Source organism: Bradyrhizobium sp. CCBAU 11357 (genome assembly GCF_028128865.1).
Taxonomy (GTDB): Bacteria; Pseudomonadota; Alphaproteobacteria; order Rhizobiales; family Xanthobacteraceae; genus Bradyrhizobium.
Genome location: NZ_LBJW01000113.1, coordinates 93,081 through 114,868 on the forward strand (window position 1 = coordinate 93,081; position 21,788 = coordinate 114,868).

Below are 21,788 nucleotides of genomic sequence, written 5' to 3' on the forward strand. Positions count from 1 at the left end.
CAATGACGGAGAAGGGCGAGAGGTCTGAGAACAACCGATGGAATCCACGCAACTCGTCATCCTCGCGGGTCTCGTCATCGGCCTCGTCTACGGCGCTGTCGGCCTGCTCAGCGGCTTCTGCCTGATGAGCAGCATGCGCGGGTGGCTCGCGGAGGGTGATGGGCGACTGGTGCGGAGCTATGCGCTGGCGATTGCGGTTGCGATCGCCGCCAGCCAGCTCCTTGCCGGCAGCGGCACGGTCGATCTCGGCAAGTCGATCTATCTGCAGCCGTCGTTTTCGCCGGCGGTGCTGTTCCTCGGCGGCCTGCTGTTCGGTTACGGCATGGTGCTGTCGAACGGCTGCGGCTCGCGGGCGCTGGTGCTGCTCGGCCGCGGCAATCTCCGCTCTTTCGTGGTCGTGATCGTGCTGGCGATCGCCGCGCAGATGACGCTGAAGGGCTTGATCGCGCCGGGGCGTATCGCGCTGGTCCAGGCGACGCAAACCACGGCCGCCGTGAATTCGCTGCCGTCGTTGCTGACGACGCACGGCTTCACGGAATCGCTTTCGCGCGCGCTCGCCGCAGCCGCGACAATCCTCGCGTTGATCCTGTTTGCTTTCGCGCATCCGGCGTTCCGCCGCTCGCCCGGCCAGATCGCAGCGGGCATCATCGTGGGCCTCCTCGTCGCCGGTGGCTGGTTGGTCACCGGCTATCTCGGCGCCGACGACTTCAATCCGGTCCCTGTGACTTCGCTCACCTTCATCGCGCCGATCGCCGATAGCCTACAATACGCCATGCTCTCGACCGGGCTGACGCTCAACTTCGGCATCGCGACGGTGGCCGGCGTCTTCACCGGCAGTCTGGTGACGGCAGTCGCAACTCGCCGCTTCAAGCTCGAGGGCTATTCGTCGCCACGCCACATGCTGCGCTCAGCGACCGGTGCTGCGCTGATGGGCATCGGCGGCGTGATGGCATTCGGCTGCTCGATCGGGCAGGGCCTCACGGGCGTATCTACGCTCGCGCTCGGCTCGTTCGTCGCGGTTGCCGGCATCCTGCTCGGCACCGCGGCAGGGCTGCGCGGTGCGCTGCGGGTTCAACCGCTCCAGGCCGCCGAAGCCGACTCGCGGGCCGCTTGAGCTACTCCACCGCCTTCGTCACGATGCGGATCTCCGATGTCAGGGTGCGGTGCACCGGGCACTTGTCCGCGATCTCCATCAGCTTCTTGCGCTGCTCGGCATCGAGCGCGCCGTCGATCGCGATGTCGCGCTCGATCTGGTCGAGCATGCCCTCGCGGGTTTCGCATTCCGCACAATCCTTGGCGTAGATCTTGGAATGCTTCAGCGTAACCGTGACGCGGTCGAGCGGCAGCGACTTGCGGTCGGCATAAAGGCGCATGGTCATGGAGGTGCAGGCACCCAAGCCGGCGAGCAGGAAATCGTACGGGCCGGGTCCGGCATCGGCGCCGCCGGCCGCGAGCGGCTCGTCAGCCACCAGATGATGTGGGCCGACCGTGATGGCCTGGTTGAACTTGCTCTTGCGGGTCTCCTGCACCACGACCTTCCGCGGCTCCTCCGGTAGATCCATCGCCTTCGCGGGCTTCGCTGCATCGACATAACGGCTCGCCCAGGCCACGATCACGTCGGCCGCATAGAGCGCGTCGGCAGGCTTGGTCAGAAGATGATCGGCATGGTCGAGCGAGACGAAGCTCTTGGGGTGTCTTGCCGCAACGAAGATCTTCGTCGCGTTGTCGATGCCGACGGTGTCGTCGACAGGCGAATGCATCACCAGCAGCGCCTTGTGCAGGCCGGTGACGTCCTTCATCAGCGCGTGCTCGGCGATGTCGTCGAGGAATTCGCGCTTGATCCGGAACGGCCGTCCCGCGAGCGAGACTTCGACCTCGCCCTGCGCGCGGATGTCGTCGAGATGCTCCCTGAACAGCCCGGTGACGTGGGCGGGATCCGAGGGCGCCGCGATGGTGGCCACCGCTCTTGCCTCGGGAATTTTTTCGGCGGCGGCGAGGATCGCGGCGCCACCGAGGCTATGGCCGATCAGGATCGAGGGTGCTTTGCGGGTGTCACGCAAATGATCGGCCGCGCGCAAGAGATCGGCGACGTTGGAGGAGAACGTCGAATTGGCGAAATCGCCTTCGCTGGAGCCGAGCCCGGTGAAGTCGAAGCGCAGCACCGCGATGCCCCTGGCCGCCAGAGCCACGGAAATCCGCTTGGCCGCCAGTGTGTCCTTGCCGCAGGTGAAGCAGTGCGCGAACAGCGCGAAAGCCGCGGGCTCGCCGTCGGGCAGCTCCAGCGCGGCCGCGAGCTGATGGCCGCCTTCGCCAGTGAATTGAAAGCGTTCCGTCGGCATGGGCTTCCCCCGTTCTTGCTCGAATTTAATCGCCCGAATAGCGCTGCTCGGCCCAGGGATCGCCGCGGTTATGGTAGCCGCGGACTTCCCAGAAGCCCGGCGCGTCCTCGGTCAGGAATTCGATGGCCTGGAGCCATTTCGCGCTCTTCCAGAAATAGAGGTGCGGCACCACCAGCCGCACCGGGCCACCATGCTCCTCCGTCAGCGGCTGGCCGGACCAGCTGTGGGCGAGCAGCGCGTCCTCGGCGGCAAAATCCTCCAGCGCGAGGTTGGTGGTGTAACCGTCGTAGGAATGCAGCACGACGAAGCGGGCATCCTCGCGCGGCTGGCAGGCCGCCAGCAGCTCACGCGTGGCGAGCCCTTCCCACTCGTTGTCATAGCGCGACCAGGTCGTGACGCAATGGATGTCCGAGGTGAACCGGGACTGCTTCTGCGCGGCGAACTCGGCAAAGCTCCAGAACACGGGCACCTCGACCGCGCCATAGACGTCGAGCCGCCAGCGCTCGCGCGAGACCGGCGGGGTGACCCCGAGATCGAGCACCGGCCAGTCCTTGGTGAGGTGCTGCCCGGGTGGAAGCCGTTGATCCTCCGGCCGTGTGATCTTACCGGTGAGAAAGCGGCCCTCGCGCGCCCATTTCTCCTTGGTGCGCGTCAGCTTGCTGTCGGATGGCGTCTCGTCGGTCATGGCCAGCTCGTGGCGATGCATGGCGGAGGCGTGCTTGGTGTCGCGCATGCCATGACAGGCCTGTCCGCTTCCTTCGCTTCGGGAAGGCTTTACATCGCCTTTCCGAGCAAAAATGGCAACTGGCGCGGGCCTCGCACCGTTCCCTGTGACCAGGTCACGGTGCCTGCCGGATCGAGCCGGAAGTCGGGAATCCGCTTCAGCCATTCCTCCAGCGCCACCTGCATTTCCATGCGCGCGAGGTTGGAACCGACACAGCGGTGGATGCCGAGGCCGAAGGCGGCGTGGCGATTCTCACGCCGATCGATCACGACTTTGTCAGCGTCCGGAAACATCTTGGGGTCGCGGTTGGCTGCCGGGAACGACAGCAGCACCATGTTGCCCGGCTTGACCGGACAGCCGGACACCGTGGTCTCCTTGACCACCTCGCGCGCCATCGTCACCGGTGAATAGGCGCGCAGCAGCTCCTCCACGGCGGTCGGGATCAGCCCGGGCTCGGCGATCAGCCGCTCGCGGTCGGCCGGCGTCTTCGCAAGATGCCAGAGCGAGGAGCCGATCGCGCTCCAGGTGGTGTCGATGCCGGCGATCAGCAGCAGGCGCAGCGAGCCCATCACATGGCTGTCCTCGAGCGGATTGCCGTTCTTGTCCCTGGCGTTCATCAGGTAGGAGATCAGGTCGTCGGTGGGCTCGTTCCTGCGCGCTTCGATGTGGCCGCCGAAATAGGCCGTCATCTCCTGCACGGCCTGGAGCAGCTTGCTCTCGTCCCTGATGCCGAGCTCGAGGATCATGTGGATCCAATTGATGAAAAGGTCGCTGTCGCTCTCGGGAATGCCGAGCATGTGCGCGATCGCCCGAACCGGAATGTGCTTGGTGTAGCGCGCCGCAGCGTCCACTCGCCGCTCGGCGATGAAGTCGTCGATCAGCTCGTTGCAGATGGCGCGGACCCGCGGCTCGAGCTTCTTCATCGCATCCGGCGTGAAGGGTGGCAGCAACAATTGCTTGGCCGGCTTGTGCTCGGGCGGATCGGAGGTGATCGGCGGGGCCGCGTTCCGGCTGGTGATTTCCGGCCGCACGTCACGGACGATGATGCGGCGTGAGGAGAAGTGCTCGGAGTCGTTGGCGATCTCGCGCACGGCCTCATAGGTCGTCGGAAGGTAGCAGCCGAGGAAGCGTTTCGTGTGCACCACGGGGCTTGCGGCTCGCAGCTCGTCCCAGATCGGGAAGGGGTCCTCCGTCCATTGCGGATCGGTGTGGTCGAAATCATGGACCCAGTCGGTCACGGGCGGATGGGCGGCGGGCTGGTCGACATCGGACATGGCAGGGAATCCCTTGGCTCGTGTTCGCTGAAAGCACGCGGGGCGGCCGCGGCCGCGTTATTCCTCGATCACATCGATTGCGATTTCCGGACAGTTGGACTTCGCAAGCCAGGCCTTGTCCTCGAGCCCCGGCGGGACGGTGCCGTCACCGGCTTCGTGCGCGTTGCCGTATTCGTCGAGCTCGAAAAGCTCCGGCGCGAGCGCCTTGCAGCGGGCATGGCCCTGGCATTTGTCCGGATCGACGTGAACCTTCAGTCGCTCTGCCATTTTCGGCTTCCTTGGTCGTGTGCGCGCGAGGGCCCGAAGGGCGGCGCGTTTCCTCATCCCGGCTTTGTTTAAGTTATATGCTATTACATTCGCGGCGGGCTTCCCCTGTCAAGCGCAAACTTATAGGCTCCGCCCCGACATGCGTTCACGACCAGCCCGCAAGCCCGAGAAGACCTACCACCATGGCGATCTCCGCGATGCGTTGATCGAGGCCGCGCTGCACGAGGCGGAGCAGGGCGGCGCCGAGGCGATCAGCATCAAGGCGCTTGCCAAGAAGCTCGGCGTCTCGCAGCCGGCGCCGTACCGGCATTTTGCCGACCGCGAGGCGCTGCTCGCCGCCGTCACCGCGGAAGCATTCCGGCAGCTCTCAGCGCTGTTGCGCGAAGCGATGGCAAAGCCGTCGAAGCAATCGAAGCTCTCGCGGCTCGCACAGGCGACGCTCGATTTCGGTCTGCGCCGGAATGGCATTTACCGCTTGATGTTCGCCTCACGCACGGTGTCCTGCGCGGCCAAGGGCAGCGAGTTGCACGCAGCGACGCGGGAGACCTTTGCGCTCGTCATCGAAGCTTTGGAAGCGCCCGCCGTGGGTTATTTGCGCGAGCGGCAGGCGCTGAAGATCTGGGCGGCGCTGCACGGGGTGGTGATGCTGGCCGAGCAGGGCCTGTTCACCGGCGAGGCGGCGCACGCCACGCGCGAGGAGCTGGTCGAAGATTTCGTCAACGAGACCAAGGCTGCGCTTGCGGTCGCGATCAAGGATGCACGGCGTCGGACCAAGGCCGGCGCTTAGGGCATGATCCGGAAAAGTGTGTAGCGGTTTTCCGAAAAGATATGCTCAAGCATAACCTAAAGCGCGATGACGATCCATCCCAATCGCATCGCGCTTTAGGGCTTCGCCTTCAACAGCCTCATCAGCTTCTCGACTGCGCTGTTCGGCGTGGTCACGACGGGGCGGCCCGTGGCCTCCGCGACCAGCGGCGCGGTCGCGGCGATGCTGAATTGCGCCAGCGCGATGACGTCGCAATCGCGCAAGCTCCTTGAGGCGTCAGCGATCAGCCGGTCATGCGTGGCGCGGTCGCCGCGGTCGAGCGCGGCCAGTGCGCCTTCGGCAAGTTTCGGCACGACCTCGACCGAAGCGGGAAATTCGGGCGGCATCGATGCCAGCGTCGGCGGAAAGGTCGAGAGCAGGCCGATGCGCTGGCCCATGGTCACCGCCCTCTCGATCATGGCCTCGTTCGGCTTCAGCACCGGCATCGGCGCATGCGCGCGCGCGACGGCCTCGATGCAAGGGCCGAAGGCGGAGCAGGTGAACAGGATGCCATCCGCTCCCGTCGCCGCCGCGTAATCGCCGAGCGCCAGGAAGCGTTCGGTCATGGCATCAGTGAGCGTGCCGTCGCGCGCCAGGTCTGCAGACAGGCTGTCGTCGAGCAGGTTCATCAGCCGCGCCTCGGGCCAGGCCTGCGCAAACGCCGCCTCGATCGGGGCGATGGAATGCTTGAGGGCGTGGATCAGGGCGATGCGAGGGGACGTCGTCATGGAAGGTGACTACCTTGGGAGGTCTCGTGCCCCGGACGCAGCGCAATGCGCAGTATTGAGCTGCAGAGCGGGGGCCCATTGTCGTTGCTGGGTCGCGGCTCTGCGCAGCAGCGTTGCACGCTGCAGCGCGTCCGGGACACGGAGCACCTTTACTTGAACGGAATGGCGTACATCAGGCCGCCCTTGCTCCAGAGGCCGTTGAGGCCGCGATCGAGCTTGAGCGGGCTTGCCTTGCCGACATTGCGCTCGAAGATCTCGCCGTAATTGCCGCCGGCCTTGATCGCCGTGACCAGCCATTTGTTGTCGAGCCCGAGCCGCGAGCCGAGATCGCCGCTGGCGCCCAGCAGCCGCTGGATCGCGGGCGTCTGCGACTTCATCATCTCCTCGACATTGGCTTGAGTCACGCCAAGCTCCTCGGCCTCGATCAGGCCGTAATGCAGCCAGGTGATGATGTCGGTCCAGACCTCGTCGCCGTTGCGGGTGAAGGGTCCGAGCGGCTCCTTGCTGATGGTCTGCGGCAGCACGACATAGTCGGCCGCGTTCGGCGCCGCCGTGGTCACCGCGCCGGCGAGGGCGGACGCGTCCTGGGTCATGGCATCGCAGCGGCCGCCGAAGAACGTCTGGTACATGGTGTCGATGCGGTCGAACACCAGCGGCTTCCAATCGATGCCGTTCGCACGGCCGTAATCGCCGAGCGTGACCTCGTGCGTGGTGCCTTGCGCGACGCAGACGGTGGCGCCCTTGAGGTCCTTCAGCTCCTTCACGCCGAGGTCCTTCTTCACGACGAAACCCTGGCCGTCGTAGAAGTTGATCGGGCCCTGCCGCAGGCCCAGCGTCACGCCGCGCAAATAGGTCTGCGTCGAGTTGCGGTAGAGCACGTCGATCTCGCCCGATTGCAGGGCGGTGAAGCGGTTCTGTGCCGTCAGCGAGACGTAACGCACCTTGGTGGGATCGCCGAGCACGCCGGCCGCGAGCGCGCGGCAATAGTCGACGTCGAGACCCTTGTAATTGCCCTGCGAGTCCGGTGCCGAGAAGCCGGCAAAGCCGGCGCTGACGCCGCACACCAGCGTGCCGCGGCTCTTCACCGTATCGAGCGTCGCGGCCGATGCGATCACCGTCGATGCAGTGAGCAGGCCCGCTGCGATAACCACTTTCCTCATATGACTCTCCCCTCAGTGATTGACACTACGCAACACGTTGTCGACGGCCGTGCCGAGCTTGTCGACGATCAGGTCGATTTCGTCCGCCGAGGCGATATAGGGCGGCGCCAGCAGCACATGGTCGCCGCGCACCCCGTCCACGGTGCCGCCGCCAGGATAACATCCGAGGCCGTTTGCGAAGGCCTCCGCCTTGATCTTCTGGTGCAGCTTGAGCGCCGGATCGAACGAGGCGCGGCTAGCGCGATCGGCGACGAGCTCGATCGCCCAGAACAGGCCGCGGCCCCTGATGTCGCCGACATGGCGGTGATTGCCGAAGCGCTCGATCAGGCGCTGCTCGAGCTGCCTGCCACGCTCCTTGACCTGGTCGAGCAGGCCGTCCTCGCGGATCACGTCCTGCACCGCGAGCGCGGCGGCGCAGGCGAGGGGATGTGCCAGATAAGTGTGGCCGTGCTGGAAGGCGCCCGAGCCCGAGCGGATGATGTCGATGATCTTGCCGCTTGCGAGCATGGCCCCGATCGGCTGGTAGCCGCCGCCGAGCCCCTTTGCGATCGCCTGGATGTCGGGTGCGACCCCCTCCTGCTCCCAGGCATGCGTCGTGCCGGTGCGACCCATGCCGGACATGACCTCGTCGAGAATGAGCAACGCACCGTGCCGGTCGCAGATCTCGCGCACCGCCTTGAAGTAGCCCTCCGGGGCGGTCACCGCGCCGGCGGTGGCGCCGACGACGGGCTCGGCGAGGAACGCCGCGACGGTGTCGGGCCCGAGCCGCTGGAATTCGGCTTCGAGCTCGGCGGCGAGGCGCGCGACGAACCGTGCGTCCGACTCGCCCTCGCGCTTCTCGCGATAGGCGAAGGCCGGCGTGACGTGGCTGAAAGCAGTCGACAGCAGCGGCGCATAGGGCGCGCGACGCCAGGCATTGCCGCCGGCGGCGAGCGCGCCGAGCGTGTTGCCGTGATAGCTTTGCCGCCGCGCGATGAAGTGCTGCCGCTGCGGCTCGCCGCGCTCGATGAAATATTGCCGCGCCAGCTTGATGCTGGCTTCGATCGCCTCTGATCCGCCGCTGACGAAATAGGCGTAGGCGAGCCCGCCGGGCTCGTGCCCGACCAGTGTTTCAGCAAGTGCTTCCGCCGGCTCCGAGGAGAAGAAAGCAGTATGCGCATAGGCGAGGGTGGACGCCTGTTTGGCCATCGCCGCGATCACGCGCGGATGCTGGTGGCCGAGGCAGGACACCGCCGCGCCGCCGGAGGCGTCGATGATGCGACGCCCGTCCTCGGCGAAGAGATAAACGCCTTCCCCGCCGATCGCCTTGGGCGGCGTTTCGCGCAGCGAGCGATGCAGCACGCGGCTGGTGCGAGTGCTCATGGGTCAACCTTTCTCCGAAACGTAGGTGGAGACAGCACTGAGCCGCGCCTCGGTATTTTCCAGACGCTTTTTCGCGGCGGCGCCGCCGAGCGAGAACGTGACCGCCGCGAGCGACTGCGCGATCGCGATCGCACCGGTGAGGCTGGGGAAAAAGCCGGGCGAGGACGCTGCCTCGAACAGCAGCACGTGGTCGGCGCCCTCGGCCATCGGTGCCGCGAGGCTGTCCGCGATCGCGATCAGCGTTGCGCCGCTGCGATGAGCGGCCTGCGCGACGCGGACGCTGGCGTGGGTGTAGGGCAGGAAACCGATGACGATGACGGCTTCGCCGGGCCGGAACGCGCCGAGATCGAGGTCGTCCGGCCCGGACGTGCCGACGAGCTGCACCTGTTCGGGCCGGAACAGGCGCAGCTCGTAATTCAGGAGCTCCGCGACGCTGCGGCAGCTGCGGTAGCCCGCGATCCAGATCCGCTTGGCCTCGTGCAGCGCGCGCGCCGCTTCCGCGATCGGCTGGGCCGGGATGCGCGGAAGCCCGGCGGCCTCGGCCTCGAGCTTGTCGATGACGAGCGTAACATCGGCGTTCGGCCCGTGACGGCGGCCTCTTGTGCGGCCGGAGAAGGGCGCGGTCTGCGACGGCCGGCGCGCCTCGGTCAGCGCCGCGCGCAGCTCGTCCCATCCGGAATAGCCGATCGCCTTCGCAAGCCGCGTGAACGCGGCGGGATCGGCGCCGGCTTCCGCCGCGAGATCGCGCATCGAACGGGTGGTGGCGTCGTAATCATTGGCGGCGACGAAACGGCCGACCTCCTGCAAGCGCAGGGGGAGCGATGGCAATGCGATGCGCAGTTCGCTCAGGGGCGAGGATTTCGCGGGCTCGGCCATGAAACATTTGTTGCATGAATTACAGTTCGGTGCAACACTTGACGTGCGTCGCCGGAAATCGCTGCATTTGAAGAAGGATTTTTGTGCTGTGACCGCCGATCATCCCAGAGCACCGCCGCGTCGCCGCTTTGTGCTCGGGCGCAACGAATTGAAGGGCCTGTTCTGGCAGGTCCTGGTGGTCGGCATCGCGGTCGGGGTGATCGCCTTCCTCTGGTCCAACACCGTCACCAATCTCTCGGCGCGGCGCATCACCACCGGCTTCGCCTTTCTCGGCCGCGAGGCCGGCATGCCGATTGCCGACAGCCTGCTCGCCTACAATCCGAGGGATAGTTATCTGTGGGCCTTCGTCGTCGGCGTCGCCAACACCTTGCGCGTCGCCGTTATCGGCATCGTGCTCGCGACGATCCTGGGCACGCTGATCGGGATCTCCAGGCTGTCGGCCAACTGGCTGTTGTCGCGGCTTGCGGCGGTCTATGTCGAAACGCTCCGCGACATCCCGCTGCTGCTGCAGTTGCTGTTCTGGTACGTGCTGATGCAGGCGCTGCCGGCCGCGCGCGCTGCGTGGCGGCCGATCGAGGGTGTATTCCTGTCGAATCGCGGTCTGATCCTGCCGGCGATCCCGTTCGGGCCGCCGCAGCTCACGGTGCTCGGCACCGCGTTGCTGGGCTGCGCGGTGTTCTTCCTCTTCCGTCGGTGGCTGGTCGCGCAGCAGATGCGCGACGGCAAGCCGCGGCCGGTCTGGCCGTCTGCGCTCGGCCTCATCGTCGTGGTGCCGGCCGCGGTCTCGCTGGTGCTCGGCGTGTCCTGGACCATCGAGTGGCCGCAGCTGCGCGGCTTCAATTTCGTCGGCGGGTTGACGCTCGCGCCGGAATATTTCGCGCTGCTGATCGCACTGGTGACCTACACCTCGGCCTTCATCGCCGAGATCGTGCGCAGCGGCATCCAGTCCGTGCCGCGCGGCCAGTGGGATGCCGCCAACGCGCTTGGCCTGCGCCGCAGCTTCATGCTGCGGCAGATCATCCTGCCGCAGGCGCTGCGCGTGATCGTGCCGCCGATGACGAGCCAGTATCTCAACCTGACCAAGAACTCCTCGCTCGCGGTCGCGATCGGCTACCAGGACGTCGTCTCGATCGCCAACACCACGCTGAACCAGACCGGGCAGGCGATCGAAGCAATCGCGCTGATCATGGCGGTGTTCCTGACCATCAGCCTGTCCATCAGCTTCTTCATGAACTGGTACAATTCGCGTATCGCGCTGGTGGAGCGCTGATCATGACGGCAATCACCGACATGCCGGAGACGCCCCGAGCTGCCCGCCGTCCGCAGCCCGGCAATCCGGTGCTGCACTGGCTGCGCAAGAACCTGTTCTCCTCGATCCCGAATGGGATCCTCACCGTCCTGCTGCTGGCGCTGCTCGGCAAGGGCATTTTCAGCTTCGTGCAATGGGGCATTGCCAACGCGGTCTGGCTGACGCCCACGAACGATTCCAGCGCCTGTCGCGCCGCGCGCGGCCTCGGCGCCTGCTGGGCCATCATCCCCGAAAAGTACCGCTTCATCCTGTTCGGCACCTATCCGTTCGACGAGCAGTGGCGGCCGGCGCTGTCGGTCGTGCTGTTCATCGCGCTGTACTACCTCTCGACCCGCCGCGCGCTGTGGCGACGCGAGTTGGTTTATCTCTGGATCGGTGCGCTTGCGCTGATCAGCGTGCTGATGTGGGGCGGCGTGTTCGGCCTGTCCTTCGTCTCGCAGGACCGCTGGGGCGGCTTGCCCGTGACGCTGATCCTGGCGACGTTCGGATTGGCGTTCGGTTTCCCGCTCGGCATCCTGATCGCGCTCGGCCGGCGCTCAAAACTGCCGGCGATCCGCTCGCTCAGCGTGCTCTATGTCGAGCTGATCCGTGGCGTGCCGTTGGTGAGCCTGCTGTTCATGGCCAGCGTGATGTTCCCGCTGTTCATGCCGGCCGGATTCAACATCGACAAGCTGTTGCGCGCCCAGATCGCGATCATCCTGTTCGCCGGCGCCTACCTCGCCGAAGTGATCCGCGGCGGGCTTCAGGCGGTGCCGCGCGGGCAATATGAGGCCGCCGACGCGCTCGGCCTGTCCTACTGGCGTAAGCACCGCTTGATCGTGCTGCCGCAGGCGATCCGCCACGTCATCCCACCGCTGGTCAACACCTTCATCGCCTTCTTCAAGGACACCAGCCTGGTGCTGATCATCGGCATCTTCGACCTGCTGACGACGGCCAAGACCGCGATCATCGATCCCGCCTGGCAGCAGTTTTCCGTCGAAGTCTATATCTTCGTTGCCGCGATCTACTTCGTCTTCTGCTTTGCGATGTCGCGCTACAGCCGGAGCCTGGAGGCGACGCGCGGGAGGTGAGGCCTCGTGTCCCGGAAAAGGTGCAGCGCTTCAGCGCTGCGCCGCAGAGCCGGGACCCAGGGCTGCAGTGGAGGTCGCGGAGAGATGGGCCCCGGCTCTGCAGCGCAACGCTGACCGGACGATGCTTCGCATCGCCGGGATAGCGCTGCGCTGCGTCCGGGGCACGAGAGCGCAGCTAGTTCTTCACCTTCGGATCGATCGGCGTCGTCGCGCGCAGGCCCAGAATATCCTCCAGCACCTTCGCCCCGGCAATCACCTGCGCATCGGCACGCGGCGCGCCGACCACCTGGATGCCGATCGGCAGGCCGGAGGCCGTGAAGCCGCAGGGCAAGGAGAGAGACGGGCAGCAGGCCAGCGTGATGGCATAGACGATGCCGAGCCATTCGATGTAGTTGTCGAACCTCTTGCCGGCGCATTCGGCGACATAGCGATGCTCGATCGGAAAGGGCGGCACGATCGTGGTCGGCGTCAGCAGCAGATCGTAGCTCTTGAAGAACTCGACCGCCCGCGCCGTCATGCCGACGCGCTGCGCCTCGGCGCGCGCGAGCTGCTCGACCCTGAGCTTGAGGCCCTCCTCGATGTTCCAGATCACTTCGGGCTTGAGCAGGTCGCGCTTGGTGCGCAGCAGATTGGCCTTGGTGATCGCGAAATCGAAGGCGCGCAGCACGTGGAAGCATTCATGCGCCTCGCGCCAGTCCGGATGCGCCTCCTCGACGATGGCGCCAGCCTCCGCGAAACGTTCGGCGGCCTTGCGCGTGATCGCCTTCACCTCGGGATCGACCGGGGTGATGCCGAGATCGGGCGAATAGGCGATGCGCTTCGGCCTCTTGCCCGCCTGGGCCGCCGACAGGAACGAGGTTGCCGGAGCCGGCAGCGACAGCGGATCGTCGGCATAGTCGCCGCTCATTGCATCCAGCAGCAGCGCGAGATCCTCGACGTTGCGCGCCATCGGTCCGACCACGCCGAGATTGCGATCGATGCCCGACTTCGGGGTATGTGCGACGCGGCCGATGCTCGGCCGCATGCCGACGACGCCGCAGAAGGCCGCCGGGCTGCGCAAGGATCCGCCCATGTCGGAGCCCTGCGCGAGCCAGGCCATGCCGGTGGCAAGCGCCACCGCTGCGCCGCCGGAGGAGCCCGCGGCCGATTTCCTCGTATCCCAGGGATTGAGCGTCGCGCCGAACACCTCGTTGAACGTGTTGGCGCCGGCGCCGAATTCCGGCGTGTTCGACTTGGCGTAGACGACCGCGCCGTTGGCTTCGAGGTTCTCGACCATGAGGTCGGACTTCGCGGGGATGTTGTCCTTGAAGATCGGCGAGCCCTGCGTGTTCAACACGCCCGCGACATCGGTCAAATCCTTGATCGGCACCGGCAGCCCGGCGAGCAGTCCGCGCGCACCCGCCGGCTTCTGCATAAGTGTCTTCGCGCTCTCCCGCGCGCGATCGAAGCACAGCGTCGGCAGCGCGTTGACCTTGCCGTCGACCTCCTTGATGCGCTTCTCCAGCACGTCCAAGAGCTCGAGCGGCGAGACGTCGCCGGAGCGCAGCTTGTCGACGACGGTGCAGGCGGTTTCGCGGATCAGATCTTGGGACAATTAGCTTACTCCTGTGCTTATTTCGAAGCTCGTCATTGCGAGGAGCGAAGCGACGAAGCAATCCAGACTGGTTGCTACAGAGGCATTCCTGGATTGCTTCGCTGCGCTCGCAATGACGAGGATAGAGTTAACCCCACCCCGCGCTGATGCCGCCGTCGACCGTGTAGATCACGCCCGAGGTATAGCCGGCGCGATCCGAGGCGAGGAACGCCATGAGGTCGCCGATCTCGCGCGCATGCGCGGGCCTGCCGAGCGGCAGGCTCTTCTGGAATTCCTTGTAGCGGCTCTCGTCGCCGAATTGGTGCCTGGCCCGCGTCTTCAAAAGGGTGACGTGACGGTCGGTGCCGACGGGGCCGGGATTGATGCCGACGACGCGGATGTTGTCGGCGAGGCTCTTGCCGCCGAGCGCACGGGTGAACGCCATCAGCGCCGCATTGCCGGCGCTGCCGCAGATGTAGTTGGCGTCGAACTTTTCGCCGGCCGCGCCGATGTCGTTGACGATGACGCCGCCGCCCCTGGCTTTCATCTGCGCGTAGATGTAGCGCGTCAGGTTGATATAGCCGAACACCTTCAATTCCCAGGCGTGCCGCCAGGCCGCCTCGTCGATCTTGTCGATCGAGCCGCCGGGGATGTCGCCGGCATTGTTGACGAGCACGTCGATGTCGGCGGCTTCTTTCGCCAGCCGGGCCACGTCGTCCTCCTTGCGCAGATCGACGATGCTCGTTGCGGCGTCGATCTGGTGCGCGGCGCGCAAGCGGTCGGCCAGCGCCTTGAGCTGATCGCCGCTGCGCGCCGCGAGGAGGAGATGCGCGCCTTCCTCGGCGAAGGCCTCGGCGGCGGCTGCGCCAATGCCCTTGGACGCGCCGGTGATCAGGACGCGCTTGCCGCGCAGATGCAGATCCATGGGGGTACTCGTTCGTGGGAACAGGATCAAATCAGTAGGCGCTCGCCCGCGCCATGGTCAACATTGCAGTGCAGCGTTGCACTGCCGCCGCGTTTGGTCCATTGCAGTGCAGTCAGAAGGCGGCGACTGCCGGACCAACCAAGGACGTTCTCGATGAGCAAGAAACAATACCGGATCGCGGTCATTCCCGGCGACGGCATCGGCAAGGAGGTGATGCCGGAGGGCCTGCGCGTTTTGGAGGCGGCGGCGAAGAAGCACAACGTCTCGCTGCATTTCGACCATTTCGACTTCTCGTCCTGGGACTATTACGAGAAGCACGGGCAGATGATGCCGGACGACTGGAAGGAGAAGATCGGCAAGCACGATGCGATCTATTTCGGCGCGGTCGGCTGGCCGGCCAAGATCCCGGACCACGTCTCGCTGTGGGGCTCGCTGATCAAGTTCCGCCGCGAGTTCGACCAGTACGTCAACCTGCGCCCGGTGCGGCTGATGCCCGGCGTGCCGTCGCCGCTGGCGGGGCGCAAGCCCGGCGACATCGATTTCTGGGTGGTGCGGGAGAACACCGAAGGCGAATATTCCTCGGTCGGCGGCCGCATGTTCCCGGACACCGACCGCGAGTTCGTGACGCAGCAGACGGTGATGACCCGCACCGGCGTCGACCGCATCCTGAAATTCGCCTTCGAGCTCGCGCAGTCGCGGCCCAAGAAGCACCTGACCTCGGCGACCAAGTCCAACGGCATCTCCATCACCATGCCCTATTGGGACGAGCGCGTGGAGGCGATGGCCAAGAAGTTTCCCGGCGTGAAGTGGGACAAGTACCACATCGACATCTTGACGGCGAACTTCGTGCTGCATCCGGACTGGTTCGACGTCGTGGTCGGCTCGAATTTGTTCGGTGACATCCTCTCCGATCTCGGCCCGGCCTGCACCGGCACGATCGGCATCGCGCCGTCAGGCAACATCAACCCGGAGGGGGATTTCCCCTCGGTGTTCGAGCCGGTGCACGGCTCGGCGCCCGACATCGCAGGTCAGGGCATCGCCAACCCGATCGGCGCGATCTGGTCCGGCGCGATGATGTTCGAGCATCTCGGCGAGAAGGAAGCCGGCAAGTCGATCGTCGAGGCGATCGAGCGCACGCTGGCAGAGCGCACGCTGCGCACCAAGGACCTCGGCGGCAACGCCGACACGACGGCGTGCGGCAAGGCGGTCGCCGAGATGGTGGACTGAGGCGGGAGTGATCCTGCCGTAGGGTGGGTTGGGTTAGCCCTGCGGCCGCGCGAAGCGTGGTCCGCTGGGCGTAACCCGCCTCTTCTGTCTCCGCGGATGCGAACGGTGGTGGGTTACGCCAAGCGGTTGCGCTTCGCGCATCCGCTCGGCTAGCCCACCTTACGATTACACATACGACTTCCGCGCCGGATCGAAGATCGGCGGGTAGTCGTTGTCATCGAGCAGGTCGAGAAACGGGTCGAGCCCACTGGTCTTGATCAGCCCGAGCTCCTGATGCGAGATCAGGTTCACGGTCAAAATCTCCACGGGATCGCCCGCGATCTCCAGCGCCTCGGCGATCTCCTTGTCGGGGCCGATGATCGGTGTGAGAAGCAGGAACGTCTGGAAGTCTGTTCCTGCAACCGGCGGCCACGGAAGCGCGACGCGATGGCCGAAGCCGAACCAGGTCGTGTCGATGAACGGCAGATTGGCCAGCCAGCGCAGATTGGCCCAGACCTCCTCGGTCGGCTCGCGGACGTACCACATCAGCTCGGCTCGTGGCTTCGCGTCCCCTGGGACGCCGTGCATCCGTTGCTCGCTCATGCCGTTGGTGAGAAGGACATAGCCTTCGTCGGAGCCCTCCCGGCAGACCGGGACGAAATCGCGGCCGAAGGCGTGGATGTCGATCCGGCGCTCTGCGTTGTCCGCGAACGTGTGCTCGGGCTCGCCAAGCTCGCTCTCATAGATGGCGAGCCGTTGCCGGTAGAGGTCGGCTGCGGGTGATGGCTCTGCGGAGCCGGACATGAACTTTGCGAGACGGGAGAGCATGTGAACCTCGAAAGCGGATATGAGCCGGGATATCCGCGTTGTCGCGAGGCAACGCGGGCCGGTTCAAATTCGCCCCGCGGGCGAACCGATGCTTCGCCGTCGTCCACACTCCCGTGCGCAATCATCCATGAGGTCGTAACGACGCTGCGGATGCGCTGCGGTCGCAACTAGCCTGCGATCTTCTCGATCGCAGCCTGATCCAGCCCGAACTTCTTCCCGGCCTCCAGAATCTCCTGCCACGTCGTTGGATCGACCGGAATGCCTTCGGCAAGGCGCTTCTTCCTGGTCTCGCGTTCCGGGTCGCCGGCGATCAGCACCTTGTCGACCCCGGGCGCGGGCGGTGAGCCGGTGTGCCAGGCGACGAAACTTTCGACCTCGCGCGCGAGGTTTTCGGCGGTCCCGAGCTTCGTCGGGTCGATGACGATCGACAGCATGCCGTTGAGGACGTTGTACTTGCCGTCGGACGGGCCCTTGACCACCTGTCCGCCGGAGAGCGCACCGCCGAGGATCTCGCACACGAGCGCGAGTCCCGAGCCCTTGTGCTCGCCGAAGGGCAGGATGGCGCCGTACGGCGGGATCACGGTGTAGCGCGGGTTGACCGTGGGCTTGCCTTCGTTGTCGATGATGGTGCCGGGCTCGAGTTCGACGCCCCTGTTGTGGGCAACGCGGGTCTTGCCTTGCGCGATCCTGCTGGTGGCGAAGTCGAGCACGATGGGGTCCTTGCCGGCGCGCGGGATGCCGACGCAGAACGGGTTGGTGCCGTGACGCGCGTCGCTGCCGCCCCAGGGCGCCACGATCGGACGCGAGATCACGTTGACGAAGTGGATCGAGACCAGCCCGTGGTCGATGCACTGCTCGGCCCAGTGGCCGATGCGGCCGATGTGGTGCGAGTTGGAGAGGCCGACGAGACACACACCGTCGCGCTTGGCGCGCTCAGCCGCCAACTCCATCGCCTCATGACCGATCACCTGGCCATAGCCGGTGAGGCCGTCGAGCGTGAGAAGCGGACCCGTGTCGAGCACGATCTTGACGTGCTGGTTCACGGCGAGGCCGCCATTGGTGACGCTCTGGACATAGCGCGGGATCATGCCGACGCCGTGGGAGTCATGTCCCCTCAGATTGGCCTCGACCAGATTGGTCGATACGAGCTCGGCCTCGCGCTCCGAGGAGCCGCCGGCCTTGACGATGGCACGGACCACATTGGTGAGCGGCTCAGCCTTGACGATGCGATAGTCGGCCATTGTTGTTGCTCTTATCCCTTCACGATCCGGCGGCAGTGAACCAGCGCCGCTTCAATCAGGTTCTCGCTCGCCTCCGGCGTGCGGAAGGCCGAATGCGCCGACAGCGTCACGTTCGGCAGCTTCGTCAGCGGATGATCGCCGGGCAGCGGCTCGATGTTGAAGACATCGAGGCCGGCGTGGCGGATATGGCCCGACTTCAGCGCGTCGATCATGGCGGCCTCGTCGACCACAGCGGCGCGGGCGGTGTTGATGAGGATGACGCCGCGTTTCATCGCAGAGATCTTCTCGCGCGTGATCATGCCGCGCGTCTCGTCGTTGAGCAGCAGGTGCAACGACACCACGTCGCTTCTGGCAAGCACGCTGTCGAGGTCGGTGAATTCGACGGCGGGATGGCTCTTCGGCGAGCGGTTCCAGGCGATCACCTTCATGCCGCTACCGGACGCAATGCGCGCGACCTCCGCGGCGATGCCGCCGAAGCCGATCAGGCCGAGCGTCTTGCCGGTGAGCTGCATGCCGTCCTCGCGCAGCCAGTTCCCGGCGCGCATCTCGCGGTCCATCATCGCGATGACGCGGGCCGACGCCCACATCAGCGCGATCGCGGATTCCGCAACTGCCGTGTCGCCGTAGCCCTTGATCAGATGCACGGAGATGCCGAGCTCGGCGAGCTCTTCCGGATTCATGTAGCTGCGCGCGCCAGTGCCGAGGAACACGACGTGCTTCAGCCCGGTGCATTTCTTCGCGACCTCGGTCGGCAGTGCGGTGTGGTCGACGATCGCGATCTCGGCGCCGTCGAGAACTTCCGGATATTGCTCGGGTGTGATGTCGGGGTTCCTGTTGATCCGCACTTTGGGATCACCGGGCTTCTCCAGCCGCTCCATGATCACGGCCAGCGATTCATTGGCGTCGACGAAAACTCCGCGCATAATTCTCTCCGGTCAGGACGCGACGCCGGCGATCGCCAGCACGGTATGCATGAGGACGTTGGTGCCCGCGGCGCAGTCGCCTTGCGTCGCATCCTCCAGCTCGTTGTGGCTGATGCCGTCCTTGCAGGGCACGAACACCATCGCGGCCGGCATGACCGTGTTGAGGTTGCAGGCGTCGTGGCCGGCGCCGGAGGTGATGCGGCGCGAGGAATAGCCGAGCGTCGTCGCGGCATTCTCGACGGCAGCAATCAGCTTCGGATCGAAATGCGTCGGCGGCTTGCGCCAGACGAGATCGATCTTGACCTCGACCTTGCGGCGCGCGCCGATCTCGGCGATTGTCGCACGCAGATCGCGATCGAGCGCATCCATGATGGCGCCGTCGGCACTGCGGCAATCCATGGTGAAGGCGATCTCCCCGGGAATGACGTTGCGCGAGGGATTGGCGATCACGGCCTCGCCGATGGTGCCGACCGCGTTCGGTCCGTGCTTCTTCGCAATCGACTCCATCGCCAGCACGATTTCGGACAAGGTCGCCAGCGCATCGCGCCGCAGCGGCATCGGCGTCGAGCCCGCATGACTCTCGAAGCCGGAGATCTTGCCGTCGTACCAGAGCACGCCCTGGCCGGAATCGACCACGCCGATGGTCTTGCCTTCCGCTTCCAGAATTGGACCCTGCTCGATGTGCAGCTCGACGAAGCAGCCGAGCTTCTGGAAGCCGACCGGCTTGTCGCCGCGATAGCCGATGCTGTCGAGCGCCTGGCCGACGGTGGTGCCATCGATATCCTTGCGCGACAAAATGTCGTCGGTGGTGAAGTCGCCGACATAGGCGGCGGAGGCCATCATCGCAGGTGCGAAGCGCGAGCCTTCCTCGTTGGTCCAGTTGACGACGCAGATCGGCGCCTCGGTCTCGATGCCGGCATCGTTCAGCGTGCGGATCACCTCCAGCGCGCCGAGCGTTCCCAGGATGCCGTCATACTTGCCGCCGGTCGGCTGGGTATCGAGGTGCGAGCCGATGCCGACGGGCAGCTTCGACATGTCGCGGCCCTTGCGCAGGCCGAACTGTGATCCGAGCGCGTCGACGTGGACTTCCAGTCCGGCATCCTCGCAGGCCTTGCGGAACCAATCGCGCACCTGCTTGTCTTCGCTGCTCAGCGTCAGCCGCCGCACGCCGCCTTTAGCCGTCGCGCCGAATTGCGCGGTCTCGTGGATGGAGCCCCACAGGCGGGCGGAATCGATTTGCAGGTTGGTGGCGGCTCGGCTCATGCGGTCGTTCTCTCTTTTTGTCCGGCGCCTTTTTCAATGACGCGCCTGTGCGGGCGCGTCAACCGCGAGGCTGCTCTGCGCAATTTGCCGTGCAAGCTCGGCGACGCGCTCCACGGCGACGACGTCGGGAGAGGCGAGCCAGCTCGCGGTGAAGGTCAGCGGTGCGATGGCGAGGTCGGTGTCGAGCAGCTGCAGGCGCCCGTCGGCGAGCTCGTTCTCGACGATGGCGTCGGGAATCACGGCGATGCCGAGTCCCTCGACCGCCATGTGGATGACGGTCGCCAGCGAGGCGGACGCGTGCAGGCGGATCGGCGGCAGCTCGGGCCGGTCGAACACCTCGCGCACGACCTCGTAAGGCTTGGTCTTGCGCGGGAAGGTGATGATCGGAAACCGCGCGAGCTCCGCCGGCGTCAGCGGGCCTTTGCCGAGCCCGAGCGAGGGACTTGCGAGGAAGCCGATCGGATAATCGGCGAGCACGCGGTTGTGCACGCCGGAGGCGGACAGCGGTCCGACGACGAAAGCGAGCTCGATCTCCTGCGCGAGCAGGCGCGCGGTGAGGTTCGGCGTGATGTCGACCTCGATCTCCAGCGACAGGTTCGGATAGACTTCGTTCACGCTCTTGACGAGCCGCGGCAGCCAGGTGTGCACGATGGTCTCGGCGACGCCGAGCCGCATCACGCCGCGCATCGCCGAGCGGTCGCCGATCTCCGCCATCATCGCAGCGCGCAGGCCGATCAGCTTCTCCGCGTAGACCATCATCTGCCGGCCGCTCGGTGTCGGTGACGCCACGCGATGATCGCGGTTCAGCAGCTTCACGCCCATCTCGCGCTCGAGCTGGGCGATGCGCTGGGAGATCGCCGGCTGGGTGGTGTTGAGCCGTTGCGCGGCGCCGCGGAAGCTGCCGAGCTTCACAACCCACAGGAACGTCTCGATCGACCTGAAGTCCAGCATTGGAAGGATTTTCCCGATCGATAAATCATATTTATCGAGATTGATTAGAAACGACGATTAGACTTTATAGCACGCTTGGTGTTGGTTTGTCTTTGTCGAGTTTATAGGCAGGTCGATCACATGACTGTTTTGGTGGCAGCGCAGCAAACTGAAACACCCGACACCCTCCCGAGCCGCAAGGCCCGGCTCGCCTACCGAGAGGGGCTGGTTGCCTCCACCGCTGGCGTCGCCCCCGGATGTGTCCAGGGCAACCTGGCGATCCTGCCGGCGGAATATGCCGGCGCCTTTCACCGCTTCTGCCAGCTCAATCCCAAGCCGTGCCCGATCATCGGCATGTCCGACGTCGGCAGCCCTTACATCCCCTCGCTCGGCACCGACCTCGACATCCGCACCGACGTGCCACGCTACCGTGTCTGGCGCGACGGCGAGGTCGTGGACGAGCCGACCGACGTGAAGAGCTACTGGCGCGACGACCTCGTTACCTTCGTGCTCGGCTGCTCGTTCTCATTCGAGGAGGCGCTGCTCGAGGAGGGCATGCCGATCCGCCACATCGAGAAGAACGTGCGCGTGCCGATGTACCGCACCAACATCGCCTGCGGCGAGGCCGGTCCGTTCGCCGGCCCCATGGTGGTGTCGATGCGCCCGTTCAAGCCGGCCGACGCGATCCGCGCGGTGCAGATCACCTCGCGCTATCCCGCCGTGCACGGTGCGCCCGTGCATCTCGGCCATCCGCATCTGATCGGCATCAAGGATATTGCCAAGCCCGACTACGGCGATCCCGTACCTGTTGCCGAAGACGAGATTCCGGTATTCTGGGCCTGCGGCGTGACGCCGCAATCGGTTATCAACGCCGCCAAGCTGCCGTTCGCGATCACGCATTCGCCCGGCCTGATGCTGGTGACGGATCTGAAGAACAAGACCATGGCCGTGATTTAGTAGGCAGCGTTTGCTGTTTCTTCGGGCT

21 protein-coding genes are annotated in these 21,788 nt (G+C 65.7%); 6 read left to right on the forward strand and 15 right to left on the reverse strand.

The genetic code is table 11. From position 1 onward, the window contains the following. Positions 1-37: 37 nt before the first annotated feature. Positions 38-1,114: a YeeE/YedE family protein gene (locus XI05_RS36355; RefSeq protein WP_271510734.1), complete on the forward strand. Its 1,077-nt coding sequence runs from the start codon at positions 38-40 to the stop codon at positions 1,112-1,114. 1 nt (position 1,115) lies between these two features. Here XI05_RS36355 and XI05_RS36360 read toward each other — a convergent pair whose 3' ends face one another. The 4 genes from XI05_RS36360 to XI05_RS36375 all read right to left on the reverse strand — a co-directional run bounded on the left by XI05_RS36360 (position 1,116) and on the right by XI05_RS36375 (position 4,604). Further along, complete coding sequence (locus XI05_RS36360; protein WP_271510737.1) at positions 1,116-2,339, reverse strand: bifunctional alpha/beta hydrolase/OsmC family protein; 1,224 nt, start codon at positions 2,337-2,339, stop codon at positions 1,116-1,118. A gap of 25 nt (positions 2,340-2,364) precedes the next feature. Continuing rightward, a complete protein-coding gene (locus XI05_RS36365) occupies positions 2,365-3,024 on the reverse strand; it encodes a sulfite oxidase-like oxidoreductase (RefSeq protein ID WP_271511920.1) in 660 nt (219 codons plus the stop codon). An 89-nt stretch (positions 3,025-3,113) separates the two neighbouring features. Then, complete coding sequence (locus tag XI05_RS36370; protein WP_271510739.1) at positions 3,114-4,337, reverse strand: cytochrome P450; 1,224 nt, start codon at positions 4,335-4,337, stop codon at positions 3,114-3,116. 57 nt (positions 4,338-4,394) lie between these two features. Beyond that, the gene (locus XI05_RS36375; protein ID WP_018648108.1) at positions 4,395-4,604 is read right to left on the reverse strand and encodes a ferredoxin; all 210 of its coding nucleotides are present in this window, start codon (positions 4,602-4,604) and stop codon (positions 4,395-4,397) included. A 139-nt stretch (positions 4,605-4,743) separates the two neighbouring features. On the opposite strand from XI05_RS36375, the gene XI05_RS36380 reads away from it, so the two are divergent. Next, the gene (locus XI05_RS36380) at positions 4,744-5,391 is read left to right on the forward strand and encodes a TetR/AcrR family transcriptional regulator (RefSeq protein WP_271510741.1); all 648 of its coding nucleotides are present in this window, start codon (positions 4,744-4,746) and stop codon (positions 5,389-5,391) included. Positions 5,392-5,486: 95 nt separating this feature from the next. Here XI05_RS36380 and XI05_RS36385 read toward each other — a convergent pair whose 3' ends face one another. The 4 genes from XI05_RS36385 to XI05_RS36400 all read right to left on the reverse strand — a co-directional run bounded on the left by XI05_RS36385 (position 5,487) and on the right by XI05_RS36400 (position 9,535). Continuing rightward, positions 5,487-6,137, reverse strand: coding sequence for an aspartate/glutamate racemase family protein (locus tag XI05_RS36385; protein ID WP_271510744.1), 651 nt, complete (start codon positions 6,135-6,137; stop codon positions 5,487-5,489). 149 nt (positions 6,138-6,286) lie between these two features. After that, positions 6,287-7,297 (reverse strand): amino acid ABC transporter substrate-binding protein, encoded by a 1,011-nt coding sequence (locus tag XI05_RS36390; protein WP_271510746.1) that lies wholly within the window; start codon positions 7,295-7,297, stop codon positions 6,287-6,289. Between the two features lie 12 nt (positions 7,298-7,309). After that, a complete protein-coding gene (locus tag XI05_RS36395; RefSeq protein WP_271510748.1) occupies positions 7,310-8,659 on the reverse strand; it encodes an aspartate aminotransferase family protein in 1,350 nt (449 codons plus the stop codon). Between the two features lie 3 nt (positions 8,660-8,662). Beyond that, entirely contained in the window at positions 8,663-9,535 is an 873-nt protein-coding gene (locus XI05_RS36400; RefSeq protein WP_271510750.1) for a MurR/RpiR family transcriptional regulator, read from the reverse strand. 88 nt (positions 9,536-9,623) lie between these two features. Here XI05_RS36400 and XI05_RS36405 point away from each other — a divergent pair, with 88 nt between their 5' ends. Beyond that, positions 9,624-10,805 carry an amino acid ABC transporter permease gene (locus tag XI05_RS36405; RefSeq protein ID WP_271510752.1) on the forward strand — a complete coding sequence of 394 codons (1,182 nt, stop codon included), beginning with the start codon at positions 9,624-9,626 and terminating at the stop codon, positions 10,803-10,805. A gap of 2 nt (positions 10,806-10,807) precedes the next feature. Then, positions 10,808-11,914 (forward strand): amino acid ABC transporter permease, encoded by a 1,107-nt coding sequence (locus XI05_RS36410; RefSeq protein WP_271510754.1) that lies wholly within the window; start codon positions 10,808-10,810, stop codon positions 11,912-11,914. A gap of 175 nt (positions 11,915-12,089) precedes the next feature. Here the strand turns inward: XI05_RS36410 and XI05_RS36415 are convergent, their stop codons facing one another. Together XI05_RS36415 and XI05_RS36420 are read right to left on the reverse strand one after the other, a co-directional pair. Further along, positions 12,090-13,508, reverse strand: a complete 1,419-nt coding sequence (locus XI05_RS36415; RefSeq protein ID WP_271510756.1) for an amidase — start codon at positions 13,506-13,508, stop codon at positions 12,090-12,092. A 127-nt stretch (positions 13,509-13,635) separates the two neighbouring features. Continuing rightward, positions 13,636-14,412, reverse strand: a complete 777-nt coding sequence (locus XI05_RS36420) for an SDR family oxidoreductase (protein WP_271510758.1) — start codon at positions 14,410-14,412, stop codon at positions 13,636-13,638. Between the two features lie 153 nt (positions 14,413-14,565). Here XI05_RS36420 and XI05_RS36425 point away from each other — a divergent pair, with 153 nt between their 5' ends. Beyond that, positions 14,566-15,639: a tartrate dehydrogenase gene (locus XI05_RS36425; RefSeq protein WP_172784053.1), complete on the forward strand. Its 1,074-nt coding sequence runs from the start codon at positions 14,566-14,568 to the stop codon at positions 15,637-15,639. Positions 15,640-15,804: 165 nt separating this feature from the next. Here XI05_RS36425 and XI05_RS36430 read toward each other — a convergent pair whose 3' ends face one another. From XI05_RS36430 to XI05_RS36450, 5 genes are all read right to left on the reverse strand, one after another. After that, a complete protein-coding gene (locus XI05_RS36430; protein WP_271510760.1) occupies positions 15,805-16,446 on the reverse strand; it encodes a suppressor of fused domain protein in 642 nt (213 codons plus the stop codon). Positions 16,447-16,613: 167 nt separating this feature from the next. Further along, on the reverse strand, positions 16,614-17,687 hold the full coding sequence (locus XI05_RS36435; RefSeq protein ID WP_271510762.1) for a malate/lactate/ureidoglycolate dehydrogenase: 1,074 nt from the start codon (positions 17,685-17,687) through the stop codon (positions 16,614-16,616). 11 nt (positions 17,688-17,698) lie between these two features. Then, entirely contained in the window at positions 17,699-18,610 is a 912-nt protein-coding gene (locus tag XI05_RS36440) for an NAD(P)-dependent oxidoreductase (protein ID WP_271510764.1), read from the reverse strand. A 12-nt stretch (positions 18,611-18,622) separates the two neighbouring features. Further along, positions 18,623-19,873: a Zn-dependent hydrolase gene (locus XI05_RS36445; RefSeq protein WP_271510765.1), complete on the reverse strand. Its 1,251-nt coding sequence runs from the start codon at positions 19,871-19,873 to the stop codon at positions 18,623-18,625. A 33-nt stretch (positions 19,874-19,906) separates the two neighbouring features. Continuing rightward, the gene (locus XI05_RS36450) at positions 19,907-20,824 is read right to left on the reverse strand and encodes a LysR family transcriptional regulator (protein WP_271510767.1); all 918 of its coding nucleotides are present in this window, start codon (positions 20,822-20,824) and stop codon (positions 19,907-19,909) included. Positions 20,825-20,944: 120 nt separating this feature from the next. Between XI05_RS36450 and XI05_RS36455 the strand changes: the two genes are divergently transcribed. After that, a complete protein-coding gene (locus XI05_RS36455; RefSeq protein WP_172784059.1) occupies positions 20,945-21,760 on the forward strand; it encodes a putative hydro-lyase in 816 nt (271 codons plus the stop codon). The last annotated feature ends 28 nt before the right edge of the window (positions 21,761-21,788 follow it).

Excerpts from the sequence above, each read along its gene's own strand:
- XI05_RS36355 (WP_271510734.1), top strand. The coding sequence starts at position 38 with ATGGAATCCACGCAACTCGTCATCCTCGCGGGTCTCGTCATCGGCCTC.
- XI05_RS36360 (WP_271510737.1), bottom strand. The coding sequence starts at position 2,339 with ATGCCGACGGAACGCTTTCAATTCACTGGCGAAGGCGGCCATCAGCTC.
- XI05_RS36365 (WP_271511920.1), bottom strand. The coding sequence starts at position 3,024 with ATGACCGACGAGACGCCATCCGACAGCAAGCTGACGCGCACCAAGGAG.
- XI05_RS36370 (WP_271510739.1), bottom strand. The coding sequence starts at position 4,337 with ATGTCCGATGTCGACCAGCCCGCCGCCCATCCGCCCGTGACCGACTGG.
- XI05_RS36375 (WP_018648108.1), bottom strand. The coding sequence starts at position 4,604 with ATGGCAGAGCGACTGAAGGTTCACGTCGATCCGGACAAATGCCAGGGC.
- XI05_RS36380 (WP_271510741.1), top strand. The coding sequence starts at position 4,744 with ATGCGTTCACGACCAGCCCGCAAGCCCGAGAAGACCTACCACCATGGC.
- XI05_RS36385 (WP_271510744.1), bottom strand. The coding sequence starts at position 6,137 with ATGACGACGTCCCCTCGCATCGCCCTGATCCACGCCCTCAAGCATTCC.
- XI05_RS36390 (WP_271510746.1), bottom strand. The coding sequence starts at position 7,297 with ATGAGGAAAGTGGTTATCGCAGCGGGCCTGCTCACTGCATCGACGGTG.
- XI05_RS36395 (WP_271510748.1), bottom strand. The coding sequence starts at position 8,659 with ATGAGCACTCGCACCAGCCGCGTGCTGCATCGCTCGCTGCGCGAAACG.
- XI05_RS36400 (WP_271510750.1), bottom strand. The coding sequence starts at position 9,535 with ATGGCCGAGCCCGCGAAATCCTCGCCCCTGAGCGAACTGCGCATCGCA.
- XI05_RS36410 (WP_271510754.1), top strand. The coding sequence starts at position 10,808 with ATGACGGCAATCACCGACATGCCGGAGACGCCCCGAGCTGCCCGCCGT.
- XI05_RS36420 (WP_271510758.1), bottom strand. The coding sequence starts at position 14,412 with ATGGATCTGCATCTGCGCGGCAAGCGCGTCCTGATCACCGGCGCGTCC.
- XI05_RS36425 (WP_172784053.1), top strand. The coding sequence starts at position 14,566 with ATGAGCAAGAAACAATACCGGATCGCGGTCATTCCCGGCGACGGCATC.
- XI05_RS36430 (WP_271510760.1), bottom strand. The coding sequence starts at position 16,446 with ATGCTCTCCCGTCTCGCAAAGTTCATGTCCGGCTCCGCAGAGCCATCA.
- XI05_RS36435 (WP_271510762.1), bottom strand. The coding sequence starts at position 17,687 with ATGGCCGACTATCGCATCGTCAAGGCTGAGCCGCTCACCAATGTGGTC.
- XI05_RS36440 (WP_271510764.1), bottom strand. The coding sequence starts at position 18,610 with ATGCGCGGAGTTTTCGTCGACGCCAATGAATCGCTGGCCGTGATCATG.
- XI05_RS36445 (WP_271510765.1), bottom strand. The coding sequence starts at position 19,873 with ATGAGCCGAGCCGCCACCAACCTGCAAATCGATTCCGCCCGCCTGTGG.
- XI05_RS36450 (WP_271510767.1), bottom strand. The coding sequence starts at position 20,824 with ATGCTGGACTTCAGGTCGATCGAGACGTTCCTGTGGGTTGTGAAGCTC.
- XI05_RS36455 (WP_172784059.1), top strand. The coding sequence starts at position 20,945 with ATGACTGTTTTGGTGGCAGCGCAGCAAACTGAAACACCCGACACCCTC.